Consider the following 16,483-nt stretch of genomic DNA (forward strand, 5'->3'; position numbering starts at 1 on the left):
GGGGCGGCGGCGTTGTTACCACACGGTAGGGGAGGCGACGACCCTTATGCAACCAGTTGCATAAGAGCTCCGGCGGGCCGCGCGGAGGGCCGCCCGGACCACCGGGACGGCGGCCGCGGTCATGACGAGGCAGCGGCGGTGCTGACGGGGTGTCAGCCCACCGCGTATGGTCGTTCCCGGACGGGGCCGGGGCGGCCCCCGGGGAGGGGACGGCCGTGCGGGGTGGATCGATCGCCGTGGTCGGCGGCAGCATCGCGGGGTGTGCCTTCGCCCGCGCCGCGGCCCGGGGCGGGGCGGAGCGGGTCGTGGTGCTGGAGCGCAGCCCCGGCCGGCTGGAGGACCGGGGTGTGGGGCTCTGCGTGGTCGTGGACCGCTACGCCGAGCTGGTCCGGGCCGGCCACCTCGACGACGGCATCCGGCACCACCCGCTCACCGAACGGCACTGGCTGGCCCGCGACCCCCGCGGCACCGGCGGCTCGCGCGGGCGGCCGCTGTGGACGCAGCCGCTGCGGATGCACTCGTTCCACTGGGGCGTGCTCTGGCAGGCCCTGCGCGAGCGCGCGCCGGACACCGTCGGGTTCCGGACGGGCACGACCGTCACGGCGGTCGGCGGGGGCGACGACGCGGCGTGGCTGGAGACCGCCGGCGGCGGCCGGGAGGCGTACGACCTGGTGGTCGGCGCGGACGGCTACCGGTCCGTGGTCCGCGGCGCCGTCTGCCCCGAGGCCCGGCCCGAGTACGCCGGGTACGTCTGCTGGCGCGGGAGCTTCGACGCCGGCCTGCTGGACGGGCTGCCCGGCGGCGCGGCGCTCTGGCCCGAGCACGAGGTGATCACCGTCTGCTACCCGGGCGGACAGGTGGTGCTCTACCGGATCCCCGGGCTGACGCCCGGCTCCACGCAGGTCAACTGGGTCTTCTACGCGCCCGCACCCCCCTGGCTCCGGCCGGCCGGATCAGGCCCGGGCGGCGCCACGGGCGGCGCCGGAGGGCCCGGGGACGGACACCCCGGGCCCGGACACCTCACGTCCGACCCCGGCGGCTTCCCGGCCGGCTCGCTCGACCCGGCCCGCTTCGGCGAGCTGGCCGAGCTCGCCGAACGCCACCTGCCCCCGTACTGGGCCGGCGTGGTCGGCCTCACCCCGGTCGAGCGGACCTTCCTGCAGCCCATCCACGACCTGGCGACCCGGCGCCGCAGCGCCGGCCGCCTGCTGCTCGCCGGGGACGCGGCCACCCTCGTCCGCCCGCACAACACCAGCGGCGCCGCCAAGGCCCTCCAGGACGCCTGCGCCTTCGAGGAGGCGTGGCACGCCTCGAACGGCTTCGCCGACCTGCTGCCCGCGTACGACCGCGAGCGGGGCGAGGCCGGGCGCGCGCTGGTGGACCTGGGCCGCCGGCTCGGGCGGTTCCAGGTCACCGAGGCGCCGGACTGGTCGGTCATGGACGAGCCTGCGATGACCGCCTGGTGGCGCGAACAGCTCGCCGGCACCGGCGGGTTCGGCGGCCTGGCCCTCCGGCGGCCGCCGACGACCCGTCAGAACCCTTGAACCAAGCAGAGATCGGGCGGCCGGAGCCGCAGGCCGGAAGGCCCGGTCAGACGTTCACGCCGTAGTCGGTGGCGATGCCGCGCAGGCCGGAGGCGTAACCCTGGCCGATGGCACGGAACTTCCACTCGGCGCCGTTGCGGTACAGCTCGCCGAAGACCATCGCGGTCTCGGTCGAGGCGTCCTCGGTCAGGTCGTACCGGGCGATCTCCTGGCCGTTGGCCTGGTTGACGACCCGGATGAACGCGTTGCGGACCTGGCCGAAGCTCTGCAGTCGGGCGTCGGCGTCGTAGATCGACACCGGGAACACCACCTTGGCCACGTCGGTCGGCACGGCGGCCAGGTCGACCTTGATCTGCTCGTCGTCGCCGTCGCCGCCACCGGTCAGGTTGTCGCCGCTGTGCTCGACCGAACCCTCGGGGCTGCGCAGGTTGTTGAAGAAGACGAAGTGCTGGTCCGAGACCACCTTGCCGAACGCGTTGCAGAGCAGCGCGCTGGCGTCCAGGTCGTAGTCGGCCCCGGTGGTGGTGCGCACGTCCCAGCCGAGCCCGACGATGACGGCGGTCAGCCCCGGCGCCTCCTTGGTCAGCGAGACGTTGCCACCCTTGGCCAGCGAAACACCCACGATGCCCTCCTCGGTCGCTCTCCCTGCCGGAGAATCTACAGCACTGTAGAGATCACGCGAATCCACCCGGATTGGTTCCCGGCCACTGCGGGCGCAATCCCGCGCGGTCGCCACCACGTCGCTATCGCGCCATCACGACACCACCGCCAGCAGCTCCCTGACGTGCGGCGGGAGCAGGCAGGCCTGCCGGGCCAGCAGCTCGACGAAGGCCGCCGTCAGCGGGTCCGGCCTGGTCCGGGTGTACGCGGCCAGCGGGCGCCGGACCGGCGGTTCGGGCCGGCGGACCAGCCCGTCGAAGCCCGGCGGGACGAGGTTGGCCGGCACCAGGGCGGGCCCCAGCCCGGCAGCGGCGAGCAGCGGCGCGGCCGCCGTCTGTTCCGTCCGCACGGCGGCGCGCGGCCGGAAGCCGGCCTCCGCGCAGGCCCGGTCGAGCAGGTCGGCGAGGCCGTTGCCGGGCGCGTAGTGCACCCAGTCGTGCCCGGACAGGTCGGTGAGGGACACTGCTTGACGGTCCGCCAGATCGATGTCGGCGGGCAGCGCGAGGACGAACTCCTCGACGCCCAGCTCCCGGATCGGCCCCTCCCAGTCGGCCGGCGGCGTGCCGACCGCGACGTCCGCCTGCCCGGCCGCCATCGCGGCGCGCAGTTCGTCGTTGTGCGCGTACTCGCGCAGCCGGATCCGCACCTGCGGGTGGAGCCGGCGCCAGGCGCGCAGCACGGGCGGCAGGATGCCGAGGCTGACCGAGTAGACGGTGGCCAGCTCCAGCTCGCCGCCGTCCAGCCCGGCGGCGAGTCGCGCCGCGGTGCGCAGCCGTTCGGCGTCGGCGAGCGCCGCGCGGGCGTGCGGGAGGACGACCCGCCCCATCGGCGTCGGCCGGACGGCGCGCGGCAGCCGCTCCAGCAGGGTGCCGCCGACGGCCTTCTCCAGCGCGCGGACCTGGTGCGAGAGCGCGGGCTGGGTGACGTGCAGGAGCTCGGCGGCGCGGGTGAAGGAGCCGGTGTCGACGACGGTCACCAGGTACTCGAGCTGTCGGAGCGTGGTCATGCAGGGAGTTTATGGGTCGGGGAGAAAACAAGCCTTGGACTCATCGTCGCTGGTGGGCGGAGGGTGGTTCCGACGACATCCCTCCCCTCTTCTTCCGGAGCCCTTCATGACCACCTTCTCCGCCTCCCCCGTCTCCTCCCCCGTCTCCTCCCCCGTCTCCTTCCCCGGCACCGAGCTGGCCGGCCGCCGCGTCGTCGTGGTCGGCGCCGGTTCGCACACCGGCCGCGCGCTCGCGCGTGCCGCCTCCGCCGCGGGCGCCGAGCTGGTCCTGGCCGGGCCCGATCCGCGCAAGCTGGAGTGGACGGCCGGCGAGCTGGCCGGCCGGGCCGAGGTCGTCCCGGTGGACCTCGCCGACGAGGCGTCGATCGCCGCCCTGGCCGCCGCCACCGGCCGCTTCGACCACCTGGTCTCGACCGCCGCGATGCCCGCCAACGGCCCGCTCGCCGACCTCGAACTCGCCGACGTCCAGCGGGCGTTCGCCGCCAAGGTGTACGGGCCGCTGCTGCTCGCCAAGCACCTGGCCGGCCAGGCCGCCACCGACGGGCCGCACGGCGCCTCGTTCACCTTCTTCTCCGGCGTCGCCGCCTGGCGCCCGGCCCCCGCCCGCACCGTGATGGCCACCGCCAACGGCGCGCTCGCCTTCCTGGTGCAGGCGCTCGCGGTGGAGATCGCGCCGGTCCGGGTGAACGCCGTCTCGCCGGGCATCGTGGACAGCGGCTCCTGGGACCGGATGGGCACCGACAAGGAGCCGTTCCTCCGCTCGGTCGCCGAGAAGAACCCGGCCCGCCGGGTGGGGACGACGGACGACCTGGTCCGGGCCGTCCTGTTCGCGATGGGCAGCCCGTTCGTCACCGGCACCGTGCTGCACGTGGACGGCGGCGGGCGGCTGGCCTGAACCGACGGGCGTGAGCCGGACGGCGCGCACCGGACGGCGTGAGCCGGCGGTCGGGGGTGCCGTGGCCGAGCACCTCCGGCCGTGCTGCCGGCCGGCCCGTCCGCGGGCTCACGCTACCGGGGCCGGCAACGGCCTGACCAGCGGCGGAGCGGTCCCCGACGTAGACTGACCGTGATTCCGCGGGGTTCCCGGGAGGTCCCATGCGCCGGCGGTACAGCTTCCGCCTCGACGAGGACGGCCACTCCGTCACCGTGAACGTCCGCTCGGGCTGGATCACCGAGACCGAGCTGCTGGTGGACGGCAAGGAGTGCGCGTTCCACCGCGTCCACGGCCACGGCGACTACCCGCTCACCCTGGCCGCCCAGCTCGCCGAGGAACCGCCGCGGCCGCTCTCGGTCCGCCTGGAACGCACCGGCGCGCCGGAACAGCCGCTCGTCTGTGTGCTGGAACTGGCCGGTGCGGTCCGCCCGATGCCGGAGCACGTCGACCGCTGACCCGCACCGGACCCTAGGCCTGCGGGCCGCCTTCCAGGGCCTCAGCGACGATCTTCTCCACCGCCGACCGGGCCCGGTCGGCGTCCTCCGCCACCAGGCCGATCCTGGTGCGGCGGTGGAGCACGTCCTCGGCGTCCAGGGCGCCCTCGTGCGTGACGGCGTAGGCGATCTCGGCCCGGGTGACGTCGATCCCCTCCGCCACCGGATCGGCCGGCCCCGCCGCCAGCACCTCGCGGGCCGCGCCGCCGTGCCGGGCGAGCAGGGAGGCGGGCGCCGCGCCGTCGGGGAGCGGCCGGCTGTCGCGGTGGGCGGGGGCGCCGACCAGCGGCAGACGGGCCGTCCAGCAGGCGCGGGCGGGCAGGCCGCGCAGCCGGACGGCGGTGTCCACCGCGTCCTCGGCCATCCGCCGGTAGGTGGTGAGCTTGCCGCCGACCACCGTGATCACGCCGGACGGGGACTCCAGCACCGCGTGCTGCCGGGAGATGTCGGCGGTGGCGCCGTCGCCGGTGTCGATCAGCGGCCGCAGGCCCGCGTACGCGCCGCGCACGTCGGCCCTGGTCAGCGCGGTCTGCAGGGCGGCGTTGACGGTGTCCAGGAGGAAGGACAGCTCGCCTTCGGTGGGCTGCGGCTCGTCCGGGATCGGACCGGGCGCGTCCTCGTCGGTCAGGCCGATCGCGACCCGGCCGAGCTGCTGCGGCAACGCGAAGACGAACCGGCTGGTGGAGCCGGGCACGGGCACGGTGAGCGCGGCGGCCGGCCGGCCGAGCGCGGCCGCGTCCACCACCAGGTGGGTGCCGCGGCTGGGCCGCAGCCGGATCGACGGGTCCACCTCGCCCGCCCAGACGCCGGTGGCGTTGACCACCGCGCGGGCGGTGAGCGTGAGGGACTCGCCGGTGCGGCTGTCGGTGAGCCGGGCCGAGGTGCCGGTGACCTGCCCGGCCCGGACGCTGGTCAGCACGGTCGCGCCGTACTGCGCCGCCGTCCGGGCCAGTGCGACCACCAGCCGTGCGTCGTCTACGAGTTGGCCGTCGTGCGCGACCAGTGCGCCGGCCAGGCCGGCCGTCCGGACCCCCGGCACCAGCCGCCTGGTCCGCTCGGCGTCCACCCGGCGGACCCGGGGCAGCAGGCTGCCCGGGGTGCCCGCGCTCAGCCGCAGCGCATCGCCCGCGAGGAAGCCGGCGCGCACCAGCGAGGCCTGTCCGGGGCGCAGCAACCCCGGGAGCAGCGGTACGAGTTGGGGCAGCGGGCGGACCAGGTGCGGGGCGGTGCGGGTCATCAGTACGCCGCGTTCGAGGGCGCTCTCCCGGGCCACGCCGATCCGCCCGGAGGCGAGGTAGCGCAGGCCGCCGTGGACCAGCTTGGAGCTCCAGCGGCTGGTGCCGAAGGCGAGATCGCGGGCCTCCACCAGCACGGTGGACAGGCCGCGGGCGGCCGCGTCCAGGGCGACGCCGGCGCCGGTCACGCCGCCGCCGATCACCAGCAGGTCGACGGCCGGGCCGGCGGCGAGCAGGTCGAGCTCCAACTGCCGCCGCCGGGCGGTGAGTCGGGTGGTTCCGGCGAAGGGCCCGGACTTGCTGGTCATCTGCTGCCTCCGTTGCTGGTTCCGCCGTCCGCCGCGCCGGGAGGCGCCGGTGCCGCCCCGCCCCCGGCCGGGCTCACGGTGCGAGGTATCCGTTCAGCGCCCGGGCCAGTTCGCGCCGCCACGCCGCCTCGGGCAGGAGCGCGGCGACCATCCGGTGCGACTGCACGGTGGACTGGGCGATCAGGAGCACCATCGCCGCCAGTTCGACCGGCTCGCCGGCCCGGATGGAGCCGTGGGCCTGCCCCTGTTCGATGCCGGCGCGCAGCGCCTCGAGCAGGCCGCGCTGGCTGGCGCCGAGCCGCTCCACCACGTACTCGAAGAGCGTGTCGGAATCCGCCGAGCGCAGCAGCGCGCCGAGCACCGGGTGGTCGCGTAGCCGCACGGCGACCTCGACGACCCCCTCCACGAAGGCCGCCCGGTCCTCGCCGGTGAGGGTGACGGTGTCCTGGGTGGCGCGGATCTCGCGGGTGAGCAGCGCCCCGATCACCGCCCGCACGTCCGGCCAGCGCCGGTAGACCGTCGGCCGGCTGACCCCGGCGCGGCGGGCGATCTCGGACAGCTGGGTCCGGCGCACGCCGAGGTGGACGATCAGCGCGGCGGCGGCGTCGAGGATCGCGTCGTCGGTGCTGCGGGGCTCCGGGGCGCCCTCGGGGCCGTCTGGGCTCGCGTTACTACTTGACATGATGTGTGAAACTGTAACGCATGGCACCTGAGACGCAAGCGGGACCGGCCGGAGCCGCGTTGCCGCTCCCCCCGATGAAGTGGGACGCCTGGGGCGACCCGGCCCTCGCCAAGGAGCTGTCCGCCGAGATCAAGGGGCTGCTGGCCGCCGCCCTCGGCGTCACCGGCGACGCGGCCCCCGGCCCGGCCGCCGACGAGGTCGTCCTGCGGCCGTCGGCCCTCACCGAGGCCGACCTCAAGGCCCTCGCCGCCGTCGTCGGCGAGGCCCACGTGAGCGCCGCCGACGCCGACCGCCTCCCCCGGGCCGGCGGCAAGTCCACCCCCGACCTGCTGCGCCGCCGCAGCCGCGAGCCGCAGGACGCGCCGGACGCCGTCGTGCTGCCCGGCACCGAGGACGAGATCGCCGCCCTGCTCGCGCTCTGCACCGAACGCCGGATCGCCGTCGTCCCGTTCGGCGGCGGCACCAGCGTGGTCGGCGGCCTGGACCCGGAGCGCGGCACGTTCGCCGCCGTGGTCTCGCTCGACCTGCGCCGCTTCGACCGGCTGCTCGGCCTGGACGAGACCTCCGGCGAGGCCGTCCTCGGCGCCGGCCTGACCGGGCCCGCGGCCGAGGCCCTGCTCGCCGGGCACGGCTTCGAACTCGGCCACTACCCGCAGAGCTTCCGCTTCGCCACCATCGGCGGCTTCGCGGCCACCCGCTCCTCCGGCCAGGACTCGGCCGGCCACGGACGCTTCGACGAGATGGTGCGCGGCCTGCGCGTCGTCACCCCCGCCGGCGTGCTGGACCTCGGCCGCGCCCCCGCCTCCGCCGCCGGCCCCGACCTGCGCGAGCTGTTCCTCGGCTCGGAGGGCACGCTCGGCGTGATCACCGCCGTCCGGGTGCGCGTGCACCCGGTGCCCGCCGCCAAGGCCTACGAGGCGTGGTCCTTCCCGGACTTCACCACCGGCGCGGCCGCCCTGCGCGCGGTCGAGCAGCAGGGCACCGGCCCGACCGTCATCCGGCTCTCCGACGAGGCCGAGACGATGGTCAACCTGGCGATGACGGAGAAGATCGGCGGCGAGCCGGCCGTCACCGGCTGCCTGGCGGTCACCGTCTTCGAGGGCAGCGCCGAACAGACCGCCGCCCGGCACCAGGCCACCCGCGCCGTCCTGCTGGCCGCCGGCGGCACCTCGCTCGGCGAGGCGCCCGCCCGGGCCTGGGAGCACGGCCGGTTCAACGCCCCCTACCTGCGGGACTCGCTGCTCGCCGCGGGCGCGCTCTGCGAGACCCTCGAAACCGCCACCGACTGGCGCCGGCTCGCCGACCTGCGCCTCGCCGTCGCCACCGCGCTGACCGGGGCACTGCCCGGCGCGCTCGTGCTCTGCCACATCTCGCACGTCTACCCGACCGGCGCCTCGCTCTACTTCACCGTGGTCGCCGCCCTCGGCGAGGACCCGCTCAGCCAGTGGGGCGCCGCCAAGCGCGCCGCCGGGGACGCCATCCTCGCCAACGGCGGCACGATCACCCACCACCACGCCGTCGGCGCCGACCACCGGCCGTGGATGACCGACGAGATCGGCGAGTTGGGCGTGCGCATCCTGCGCGCGGTCAAGGCCGAGCTCGACCCGGCGGGCATCCTCAACCCGGGCAAGCTGATCCCGTGACCAGCGCCAGACGCGTGCGCCGGGTCGTCCTCCTCACCAACCCGGCCGCGGCCGCCGGCCACGCCGAGCCGGCGGCCCGCCGCGCCGCCGAGCGGCTGCGCGCGCTGGGCGTCGAGGTCGACGAGCAGGCCGGCTCCTCCGAGCAGGACTCCCGCCGGCTCGCCGCCTCCGCCGTGACCGGCGGCGGATGCGACGCGCTGGTGGTGGTCGGCGGGGACGGCATGATCAACCTCGGCCTCCAGGCGGTGGCCGGCACCGACGTGCCGCTCGGCGTCGTCCCCGCCGGCACCGGCAACGACCACGCCCGCGCGTACGGCCTGCCGCGCACCGCCCCCGAGGCCGCGGCCGAGGTGATCGCCGCCGGGCACACCCGGGCCGTGGACCTCGGGCGGGTGACGGCGGCCGACGGGACGTCGCGCTGGTTCGGCTCGGTGCTCGCCAGCGGCTTCGACTCTCTGGTCAGCGACCGCACCAACCGGCTCCGCTGGCCGCGCGGCCGGATGCGCTACAACCTCGCCATCCTGGTCGAGTTCGCCAACCTCCGCCCGCTCCCGTTCCGGATCACCCTCGCCGACGGGACGGTGATCGAACGCGACCTCACGCTCGCCGCCGTCGGCAACACCAGCAGCTACGGCGGCGGGATGCTCATCTGCCCCGCCGCGGACCCCGCCGACGGCCTGCTCGACGTCACCCTCGTCGACGCCATGCCCCGGCTGCGGATCGCCCGCTTCTTCCCCACCCTGTTCCAGGGGACGCACGTGCGGCGGCCGGAGGTCACCACCCACCGCACCACCTCGCTGCGGATCGAGTCGACGGGCATCACGGCGTACGCGGACGGCGAGTTCATGGCCGCCCTGCCGGTCGAGGTGTCGGTGGTGCCGGGGGCACTGCGGCTGCTGGTCCCGGCCTGAGCCGTCACCGCCCGGGGTGGGCACGGTCCCGCGCCGGCCCACCCCGGGTGGTGGGGCCCGCCCGCCCCGGTGCAACGGATGCGCCCTCCTTCCGTGTCGTGGCACCCGAACGGTCCAGCTGTCAGTAGACTCCGGCCTCGACTTCGTTCAGCTGCAGGCCAATTGGGGGGCGCTGTGGACGTGCACATTGCGGTGACCGGCGAAAAGACCGCGGCGGAGGCCGAGTCGCTCGCGGACTGGCTCCGGGGAGAACCGGGCCTCGCCGGCATCACCCTCACCGGCGCGAAGCCCGCACCGGGCGAACTCGGTTCGGTGGCCGACCTGGTGACGGTGGCCGTCGGGGCCGGTGGTGCCCTCCCGGTGCTGGCCGCCTCGCTCCGCGCCTGGTTCGCCCAGCCCCGGCGCAGCGACGTCCGGCTGAAGATCCGCCGGCCGGGCGGCGACACCGTCGAACTGGACGCCAAGCGGGTGCGCGGCAAGGACCTCGAAGCCCTGCTGCGCCAGGTGCTCGACACCGAGGGCCGCGACGCCCCCGAGCAGGAGTGACGTGCGCCTTCCGGATCCCCGGCGGTCCCGGATCGTCCTGATCGGCACCGGCACGTACAGCGATCCGGAGCTGCCCGACCTCGACGCGGTGCGGCCGACGATCACCGACCTGGCCGCCGTGTTCACCGACCCGTCCCACGGACTCGTCCCCGGCCACCACTGCACGGTGGTGCTGGACGACGGCGACCTGCGCACCATCGGCCAACGGCTGCGCACCGCCGCCAGGGAGGCCGAGGACCTGCTGCTCGTCTACTACGCCGGGCACGGCCTGGTCGCCGGCCGCCGCCACGACCTCCACCTGGCCCTGCCGGACAGCGAGTTCGAGGCGCCGGAGTTCAGCTCGCTGGAGTACGACAAGGTTCGCAGCGCGGTGCTCGACAGCCGCGCCGCCGCCAAGCTCATCGTCCTGGACTGCTGCTTCTCCGGCCGGGTCGTCACCGACTCGATGGCCGGCGGGACGGAGGACCGGATCAACCAGCTGGCGGTGGAGGGGACGTACGTCCTCACCTCGGCCAGCCGCGACCAGGTCGCCCTGTCGCTGCCCGGGGAGGAGCACACCGCGTTCTCCGGCCGGCTGATCCGCCTGCTCCGCGACGGCGTGGCCGGCGGGCCCGAACTGCTCACCGTGGACGACCTGTACCGGCGGCTCGCCGCGACGATGACCGCCGAGGGCCTGCCCGTGCCGCTCAACCGCGGTACCAGGACGGCCAGCCTGATCGCCCTCGGCGTGAACCGCGCCTACGCGGCGGCCGCCGGGCCGGAGCTGTTGAAACGGCTGTCGGACGCGGTGCGGCAAGGCGTGGAGGGCGACTGGCGTGAGGCCGCCGACGCGCTCCAGCAGATCCTGACCGAGCAGACCCGGGTCCTCGGCGCCGAGCACCCGGACACGCTTCGCGGCCGCCAGTTCCACGCGCACAGCCTCGGCGGAGCCGGCGATCCGGCGGAGGCCGCACGCCTCCTCGGGCCGGTCCTCGCCGACCAGCTCCGCCTGCTCGGCCCCGACCACAAGGACACCCTGCGCAGCCGGCAGTTCCTCGCCGTCAACCTCGGCGAGTCCGGCCGCCGGGAGGAGGCGATCACCATGCTGCGCATCCTGCTCGCCGACCGCAGCCGCGTCCTCGGCTCGGAGCACTCGCGCACCCTGCGCACCCGGCACCTCCTGGCCCGCAACCTCGCGCTCACCGGGGCGGTGGACGAAGCGGCGGCGCTGCTGCGGCAGTTGGTGGCGGAGCGGGAGCGGGTCCTGGGAGAAGCACACGAGCACACCCTGCGGGCACGGACGGACCTGGCGGAGCTCGAAGGAGGAGAGTGACCGATGACGACCCCGCAGATCTACACCGACCGTGCACGGCAGGCCCTTGTCCTGGCCGAGCAGGAGGCACGGTTGCTCCAGCACAACTACCTGGGCACCGAACACCTCCTGCTCGGGATGCTGCACGAGGGCGAGGGCGGCGCCGCGGTGACCCTCACCCGCCTGGGCCTCACCCTCGGCGCCGTCCGGGCACAGGTCGAGAGCATCATCGGCCGAGGCAGCGAAGCCTCGTCGGACCTGATCCCCCGCACCCCCCGGGCGAAGAGGGTCCTGGACCTGGCACTTGAGGAGGCCCGGGAGACCGGCCACCCGCTCGTCGGGACCGAGCACCTGCTACTGGGCCTGGTCCGCGAGGGTACGGGTGAGGCCGCCCAGATCCTCAGGGGCCAGGGTGTCGCGCTGCTCCCGCTCCACCATGAAGTCCTCCGTCTGCTCATCGCTCCGGTGCCCGCGCCGGACATCCCACCGCCCGCACCGGACACCTCGCTGCTCGGCCGGCTCGCCCGCAACCTCTGCCGGGAGGCCGCTGCCGGGGAGCTCTTCCCCGTCATCGGCCGGACGGTGGAGATCGAGCGGATCGCCCAGGTCCTCTCCCGGCAGAAGCACAACGTCCCCCTGCTGGTCGGCGAGCCCGGCGTGGGGAAGTCGAGCGTGGTGGCCGGGCTGGCCCACGCCATCGTCGCGGGCACCGCGCCGGCCGGCACCGTGGGCCGCCGGGTCCATGCCCTCGACGTCGGCGCCGTGTTCACCGATCCCGAGCACCGCGGCCGCTTCGCCGAGGTGATGTCCGCCCTGCTCACCGAACTGCAGGGCGCCGAGGACGTGATCCTCTTCCTCGACAACGCGCTCACCGTCCTGCACACACCGGACGGCCGGGCGGAGGCCCTGGCCTTCTTCCGTCCGGTCTTCCGCAGCCCCGGGGTCGCCGTCGTCGCGGCCTGCACGCCCTCCGCGTACCGTCGCCGCGAGCCGGACCCCGGACTCGACGAATGGGTCAAGCCGATGCCGATCGGCCGGCTCTCCGAGGAGGAGGTGCTGGAGATCCTCACGCAGACCCGCCCCCACCTGGAGCGGCACCACAGCGTGGTGATCACGGACGAGGCGCTCCGGGCGGCGGTCGAGCAGGCGTGGGAAGGCCTGCCCGGCCAGGCCCTGCCGGGATCGGCGATCGACCTGCTCGACCAGGCGAGCGCGGTGGCCGGTTCGCGCAGGGCTGCCGCTCCGCAGGCCGATCCCGTCGCCGCCGAGTACGAGGAGCAGATCGCCCGGAGCCGGCGCCATGCGGACTCCGCCCGGGCGGCACAGGACAGCCGGCTGGAACGCCACTACGACGAACAGGTCGAGCGCTGGTCCGCCGCTCTGGCCCTGCACCGCCAGACCGCCACCGAGCAGCCACCGGGCCGCCGCGTCACCACCGCCGAGGTGGCCGAGGCGCTCGCCTTCTACACCGGCCTCCCGGACGCCCCGGCTCCCCGCCCGCCACGCCTCGCCCGTCCCGTCCCGCACGACCCCTCCGTCTGGGCGATGAGCTGACGCCTCTCCCCCCGCACGAAAAGTCGGACCGGCCGACTTCCCGTGCAGCTACAGTCCCCCGATGGACACTCCCCCGCGCCACTGCCGCGCCCACGGGCCCGGCCTCGACCCGGCCGCCCTCGTCGGCCGGCGGCTGACCGCCCTGGTCGCGGCCTGGCACCTGTACGAGGGACGGCGCGACCCCGTGCCGGCCGACCTGTGGCTCGTCGACGACTCCGGCGGCTCGACCCGTGTGTCGAGCGGCACGGACTGGTGCCTCGTCGTGGAGTCGTCCACGCCCTACGAGGGCTACGACATGGGCGAGTGGGGCCTGATCGAGGTCGGACCTGCCGACGACCTGCCGCCGTTCGCCCGCCACCTCGGCGAGCCCGTCCGCGGTGCGCGCGAGGAGTTCGAACCGCTGACCGGCCGGATGGCGCTCGAACTGGACTTCCCCTCGGACACCGTCCGCTGCGAGAGCTACGCCGGCGACCTCCTCATCCGGGCCCTCGGTCGTCCGGGGCAGGGGGTCGCGCTGCGGGACGGTGTCCCGGGGAGCGGCTCCTAGGGCGGGCCGGGTACGACCGGTCCCGCGCCCCCGCGCTCGGCACGGCCCACCCCGCACCGCCGCCGTCCGGCCGATGTCACAACCGGGCGGGCTGTGTCGTCCCAGGTGTCGGAGAAGGAGACAGGACTCCGGCCCGGGAAGGTGATGATCATGAGGGTGTTCGTGGCAGGCGGCTCCGGAGTGCTGGGGCGGCGGCTGGTGCCGCAGCTGGTGGCGCGGGGGCACCGGGTGACGGCGACGACGACGAGCGCGGCCAAGCTGGGCCTGGTGCAGCGGCTCGGCGCCGACGGGGTCGTGATGAACGGGCTGGACGCGCAGGCGGTCGGCGAGGCGGTGGCCGCGGCCAGGCCGGACGCGATCGTTCACCAAATGACCGCGATCTCCGTGGCGCACGCCGGCAAGCCCGACATCAAGCACCCGGACCGCTGGTTCGCCCTGACCAACCGGCTGCGCAGGGAGGGCACGGACCACCTGCTCGCCGCGGCCGCGGCGGCCGGCGTGCCGCACGTCGTCTCGCAGGGCTACGCCAGCTGGAACGGCATCCGCGAGGGCGGCTGGGTGAAGACGGAGGAGGACCCGCTGGACCTCCTCGCCGGGACGGCCGCGCAGGCCGGGCTGGAAACGCTGCGCTACGCCGAGGAGGCCGTCCTCGCGAACGGCGGCGCCGTCCTGCGCTACGGCGCGTTCTACGGGCCGGGCGCCACCGACGACCAGGTCGAGCTGATCCGCAAGCGGCAGTACCCGCTCGTGGGGCGCGGCACCGGCTACAGCTCGTGGGTGCACCTCGACGACGCGGCGGGCGCCACCGTCCTGGCCGTGGAGCAGCAGGTGCACGGGGTGTACAACATCGTCGACGACGAGCCGGCCCCGGCGAGCGAGTGGCTGCCGCACCTCGCCGCGTGCGCGGGGGCGAAGCCGCCGCTGCGGGTGCCGGTCTGGCTGGCCCGGCTGCTGGCCGGCGACCAGGCGGTGGTGATGATGACGGAGGGGCGCGGCTTCTCCAACGCCAAGGCCAAGCGGGAGCTCGGCTGGGAACTGCGCCACCCGTCGTGGCGGCAGGGCTTCCGGGAGGCCCTGGTATGACCGTCACCGGGACCGAGACGTTCGAGGGGCTCCGGCCGCTGCTGTTCTCGATCGCGTACCGGATCCTCGGCAGCGTGGGCGAGGCCGAGGACGCCGTCCAGGAGACCTGGCTGCGCTACGAGCTCTCCGAGACGGTGCCCGCCTCGCCGAAGGCGTTCCTGTCGGCGGTGGTCACCCGGATCTCGATCGACGTGCTGCGCTCGGCCCGCGTCCGGCGGGAGGAGTACGTCGGGCCGTGGTTCCCCGAGCCGCTGCTGGCCGACCCGTACGAGGACCCGGAGCGCTCGGCGGAGCTGGCCGATTCGCTGTCGGTGGCGGCGTTGCTGCTGCTGGAGCGGCTGTCCCCGCTGGAGCGGGCGGTGTTCGTGCTGCGGGAGGTGTTCGGGTTCGGGTTCCCGGAGGTCGCGTCGGCGGTGGGGCGCTCGGAGGCGGCGTGCCGGCAGCTCGCCGTGCGGGCGCGCCGGCACATGGACGACGGCCGGCCCCGGTTCGAGGCGGACCGGAAGGAACGGGAGGAGCTCGCGGAGCGGTTCTTCGCGGCGTTCCGGGAGGGGGACGTCCACGGGCTGCAGGAGCTCCTCGCGGCCGACGTCCAGATGGTCGGCGACGGCGGCGGCAAGGCCCCGCAGTGGGGCAAGGGCGTCAGCGGCGCCGGGAACGTGGCCCGGCTGCTCACCGCGCTCGTCGGGCCGTTCACCCGGATCGGCGGCGTCGTGGAGCCGCACGAGGTGAACGGACAGCCGGGCGCGATCTTCCGCGACCGGGACGGCAAGGTGATCAACACCTGGGCGTTCGAGATCCTCGACGGGCGGATCCGGACGATCCGCACGGTGCTCAACCCCGACAAGCTCGGCCACGTCGGCCCGGTGGCGGACGCCTGGGCGGTCGTCCGCGCGGCCAGCCTGGCCCGCCGATCGGGGAACTGACCGCGGAACGCGTCCTGCCCCGGTCCGCGGGACCGGGGCAGGACGTACGACGGAGCAGCCGTCAGCTCTTCGGGCTCGCCGAGGGCAGCGCGCCGGACAGCAGCGGCCACTCGCGGTGGAACGCCGGCAGCGGCAGCTTGCCCTCGATGATCGGGGTGCCGAAGACCTTCAGGTGCGCGGTGAGCGCGCCGTTCAGGTCGACGCCGCCCAGCAGCGCCCAACTGCCCTGCAGCTGCGGCGAACCGCCCGGCACGTCGACCGCCAGCGAGCCGTCCGCCTGGGCCTTCAGGTACGGGGCGACGGTGGCCTCGACGCCGACCGTGTCGTAGAGGCCGACGCTGACCTCGGCGGCGAGGGCCGCGCGGGCGGCGGCCTTGCCGGAGAGGCGCACGTGCACCGGGGAGACCTTGGTGTCGGCCGCGTCGGTGGACGAGGTCCAGCCGCGGCCGCCGGTGTAGTCGGCGTGGACGGCCCAGGTGCCGGTGACCTCCTGCTCGGCCTCGACGTGGATCTTGCCGTCGGCGCCGATCTCCAGGTAGCAGGTCAGGCCGAGGTTGACCACGATCGGCAGGCCGGCCACCGTGATGACCGGGCTGGCCTGGAGCTTGGCGAAGGGCAGCCGGATCGGCGCGGAGCCGGTGCTGCGCGCGAGGTCGCCGCTGACCTTCCACTGGGCGTGCGCGCCCAGGTCGAAGCCGATCGACGCGGTGCGCGGGCTGCCGACGCCGGCGCCGTGGTAGGCGAAGTGCAGGGCGGGGTGCAGCTGGAGCGAGGCGGAGGCGTCGGCGCTCAGGCCCTCGGGGAGCGGGATCGGCGCCTTGACGTCGACCTCCAGGGTGCCGGAGGCGTCGGCCTTCGTGGTGCCGTTGTCCCGGGAGACGGTCGCCTTGAGGTCCTTGACCAGCGGCGTGACCTTGATCCCCTGCGGGTCGACCGGGACCTGGCCGTCCGCCTCGCTGTTGCCGAGGAGTTCGGAGAGGGTCGCCGGACGGGTCGCCACGGTGACGGCGCCGCCGCCCGCGGACTTGACGCCCGTCACCGCGACCAGCGCGCCCTGCGGCGCGGCCGCGGTGGGCGGGCTGGCGAGGAGCTGGCCGGGCTTGACGGCCTCGGCGGGGG

16 protein-coding genes are annotated in these 16,483 nt (G+C 75.2%); 11 read left to right on the forward strand and 5 right to left on the reverse strand.

All coding sequences use genetic code 11. From position 1 onward, the window contains the following. Positions 1-215: 215 nt before the first annotated feature. The gene (locus ABZ885_RS05140) at positions 216-1,544 is read left to right on the forward strand and encodes an FAD-dependent monooxygenase (RefSeq protein ID WP_360183516.1); all 1,329 of its coding nucleotides are present in this window, start codon (positions 216-218) and stop codon (positions 1,542-1,544) included. A gap of 46 nt (positions 1,545-1,590) precedes the next feature. Here the strand turns inward: ABZ885_RS05140 and ABZ885_RS05145 are convergent, their stop codons facing one another. After that, a complete protein-coding gene (locus ABZ885_RS05145) occupies positions 1,591-2,166 on the reverse strand; it encodes a TerD family protein (RefSeq protein ID WP_360183518.1) in 576 nt (191 codons plus the stop codon). 132 nt (positions 2,167-2,298) lie between these two features. Continuing rightward, complete coding sequence (locus tag ABZ885_RS05150) at positions 2,299-3,210, reverse strand: LysR family transcriptional regulator (RefSeq protein WP_360183520.1); 912 nt, start codon at positions 3,208-3,210, stop codon at positions 2,299-2,301. Between the two features lie 106 nt (positions 3,211-3,316). On the opposite strand from ABZ885_RS05150, the gene ABZ885_RS05155 reads away from it, so the two are divergent. Next, positions 3,317-4,105: an SDR family oxidoreductase gene (locus ABZ885_RS05155; RefSeq protein ID WP_360183522.1), complete on the forward strand. Its 789-nt coding sequence runs from the start codon at positions 3,317-3,319 to the stop codon at positions 4,103-4,105. A 200-nt stretch (positions 4,106-4,305) separates the two neighbouring features. Continuing rightward, the gene (locus ABZ885_RS05160; protein ID WP_360183524.1) at positions 4,306-4,599 is read left to right on the forward strand and encodes a hypothetical protein; all 294 of its coding nucleotides are present in this window, start codon (positions 4,306-4,308) and stop codon (positions 4,597-4,599) included. Between the two features lie 13 nt (positions 4,600-4,612). On the opposite strand, the gene ABZ885_RS05165 is transcribed toward ABZ885_RS05160, so the two are convergent. Both ABZ885_RS05165 and ABZ885_RS05170 read right to left on the reverse strand, forming a co-directional pair. Further along, positions 4,613-6,181, reverse strand: coding sequence for a glycerol-3-phosphate dehydrogenase/oxidase (locus ABZ885_RS05165; protein ID WP_360183526.1), 1,569 nt, complete (start codon positions 6,179-6,181; stop codon positions 4,613-4,615). Positions 6,182-6,254: 73 nt separating this feature from the next. Further along, positions 6,255-6,863, reverse strand: a complete 609-nt coding sequence (locus ABZ885_RS05170; protein WP_360183528.1) for a TetR/AcrR family transcriptional regulator — start codon at positions 6,861-6,863, stop codon at positions 6,255-6,257. Positions 6,864-6,937: 74 nt separating this feature from the next. Between ABZ885_RS05170 and ABZ885_RS05175 the strand changes: the two genes are divergently transcribed. From ABZ885_RS05175 to ABZ885_RS05210, 8 genes are all read left to right on the forward strand, one after another. After that, positions 6,938-8,506: an FAD-binding oxidoreductase gene (locus ABZ885_RS05175; protein ID WP_360183545.1), complete on the forward strand. Its 1,569-nt coding sequence runs from the start codon at positions 6,938-6,940 to the stop codon at positions 8,504-8,506. Further along, the gene (locus ABZ885_RS05180) at positions 8,503-9,417 is read left to right on the forward strand and encodes a diacylglycerol kinase (RefSeq protein ID WP_360183530.1); all 915 of its coding nucleotides are present in this window, start codon (positions 8,503-8,505) and stop codon (positions 9,415-9,417) included. The genes ABZ885_RS05175 and ABZ885_RS05180 overlap by 4 nt, the downstream gene beginning before the upstream one ends. A gap of 192 nt (positions 9,418-9,609) precedes the next feature. After that, positions 9,610-9,963 carry a hypothetical protein gene (locus ABZ885_RS05185; RefSeq protein ID WP_360183532.1) on the forward strand — a complete coding sequence of 118 codons (354 nt, stop codon included), beginning with the start codon at positions 9,610-9,612 and terminating at the stop codon, positions 9,961-9,963. A gap of 1 nt (position 9,964) precedes the next feature. After that, a complete protein-coding gene (locus ABZ885_RS05190) occupies positions 9,965-11,275 on the forward strand; it encodes a tetratricopeptide repeat protein (protein WP_360183534.1) in 1,311 nt (436 codons plus the stop codon). 3 nt (positions 11,276-11,278) lie between these two features. Continuing rightward, positions 11,279-12,808 carry a Clp protease N-terminal domain-containing protein gene (locus tag ABZ885_RS05195; protein WP_360183536.1) on the forward strand — a complete coding sequence of 510 codons (1,530 nt, stop codon included), beginning with the start codon at positions 11,279-11,281 and terminating at the stop codon, positions 12,806-12,808. 61 nt (positions 12,809-12,869) lie between these two features. Further along, positions 12,870-13,355 (forward strand): hypothetical protein, encoded by a 486-nt coding sequence (locus tag ABZ885_RS05200; protein WP_360183538.1) that lies wholly within the window; start codon positions 12,870-12,872, stop codon positions 13,353-13,355. A 144-nt stretch (positions 13,356-13,499) separates the two neighbouring features. Next, positions 13,500-14,438, forward strand: a complete 939-nt coding sequence (locus ABZ885_RS05205) for an NAD(P)-dependent oxidoreductase (protein ID WP_360183540.1) — start codon at positions 13,500-13,502, stop codon at positions 14,436-14,438. Beyond that, positions 14,435-15,364, forward strand: coding sequence for an RNA polymerase sigma-70 factor (locus tag ABZ885_RS05210; protein WP_360183542.1), 930 nt, complete (start codon positions 14,435-14,437; stop codon positions 15,362-15,364). Before ABZ885_RS05205 ends, ABZ885_RS05210 begins: the two co-directional genes overlap by 4 nt. Positions 15,365-15,425: 61 nt before the next feature. Here ABZ885_RS05210 and ABZ885_RS05215 read toward each other — a convergent pair. Continuing rightward, positions 15,426-16,483, reverse strand: a 1,058-nt coding sequence (locus ABZ885_RS05215; protein ID WP_360183544.1) for a hypothetical protein, incomplete at its 5' end; no start/stop codon positions are given.

It is taken from the genome of Kitasatospora sp. NPDC047058 (assembly GCF_040643935.1).
Lineage (GTDB): Bacteria > Actinomycetota > Actinomycetes > Streptomycetales > Streptomycetaceae > Kitasatospora.

Excerpts from the sequence above, each read along its gene's own strand:
- ABZ885_RS05205 (WP_360183540.1), top strand. The coding sequence starts at position 13,500 with ATGATCATGAGGGTGTTCGTGGCAGGCGGCTCCGGAGTGCTGGGGCGG.
- ABZ885_RS05195 (WP_360183536.1), top strand. The coding sequence starts at position 11,279 with ATGACGACCCCGCAGATCTACACCGACCGTGCACGGCAGGCCCTTGTC.
- ABZ885_RS05165 (WP_360183526.1), bottom strand. The coding sequence starts at position 6,181 with ATGACCAGCAAGTCCGGGCCCTTCGCCGGAACCACCCGACTCACCGCC.
- ABZ885_RS05155 (WP_360183522.1), top strand. The coding sequence starts at position 3,317 with ATGACCACCTTCTCCGCCTCCCCCGTCTCCTCCCCCGTCTCCTCCCCC.
- ABZ885_RS05160 (WP_360183524.1), top strand. The coding sequence starts at position 4,306 with ATGCGCCGGCGGTACAGCTTCCGCCTCGACGAGGACGGCCACTCCGTC.
- ABZ885_RS05170 (WP_360183528.1), bottom strand. The coding sequence starts at position 6,863 with ATGTCAAGTAGTAACGCGAGCCCAGACGGCCCCGAGGGCGCCCCGGAG.
- ABZ885_RS05150 (WP_360183520.1), bottom strand. The coding sequence starts at position 3,210 with ATGACCACGCTCCGACAGCTCGAGTACCTGGTGACCGTCGTCGACACC.
- ABZ885_RS05210 (WP_360183542.1), top strand. The coding sequence starts at position 14,435 with ATGACCGTCACCGGGACCGAGACGTTCGAGGGGCTCCGGCCGCTGCTG.
- ABZ885_RS05175 (WP_360183545.1), top strand. The coding sequence starts at position 6,938 with ATGAAGTGGGACGCCTGGGGCGACCCGGCCCTCGCCAAGGAGCTGTCC.
- ABZ885_RS05200 (WP_360183538.1), top strand. The coding sequence starts at position 12,870 with ATGGACACTCCCCCGCGCCACTGCCGCGCCCACGGGCCCGGCCTCGAC.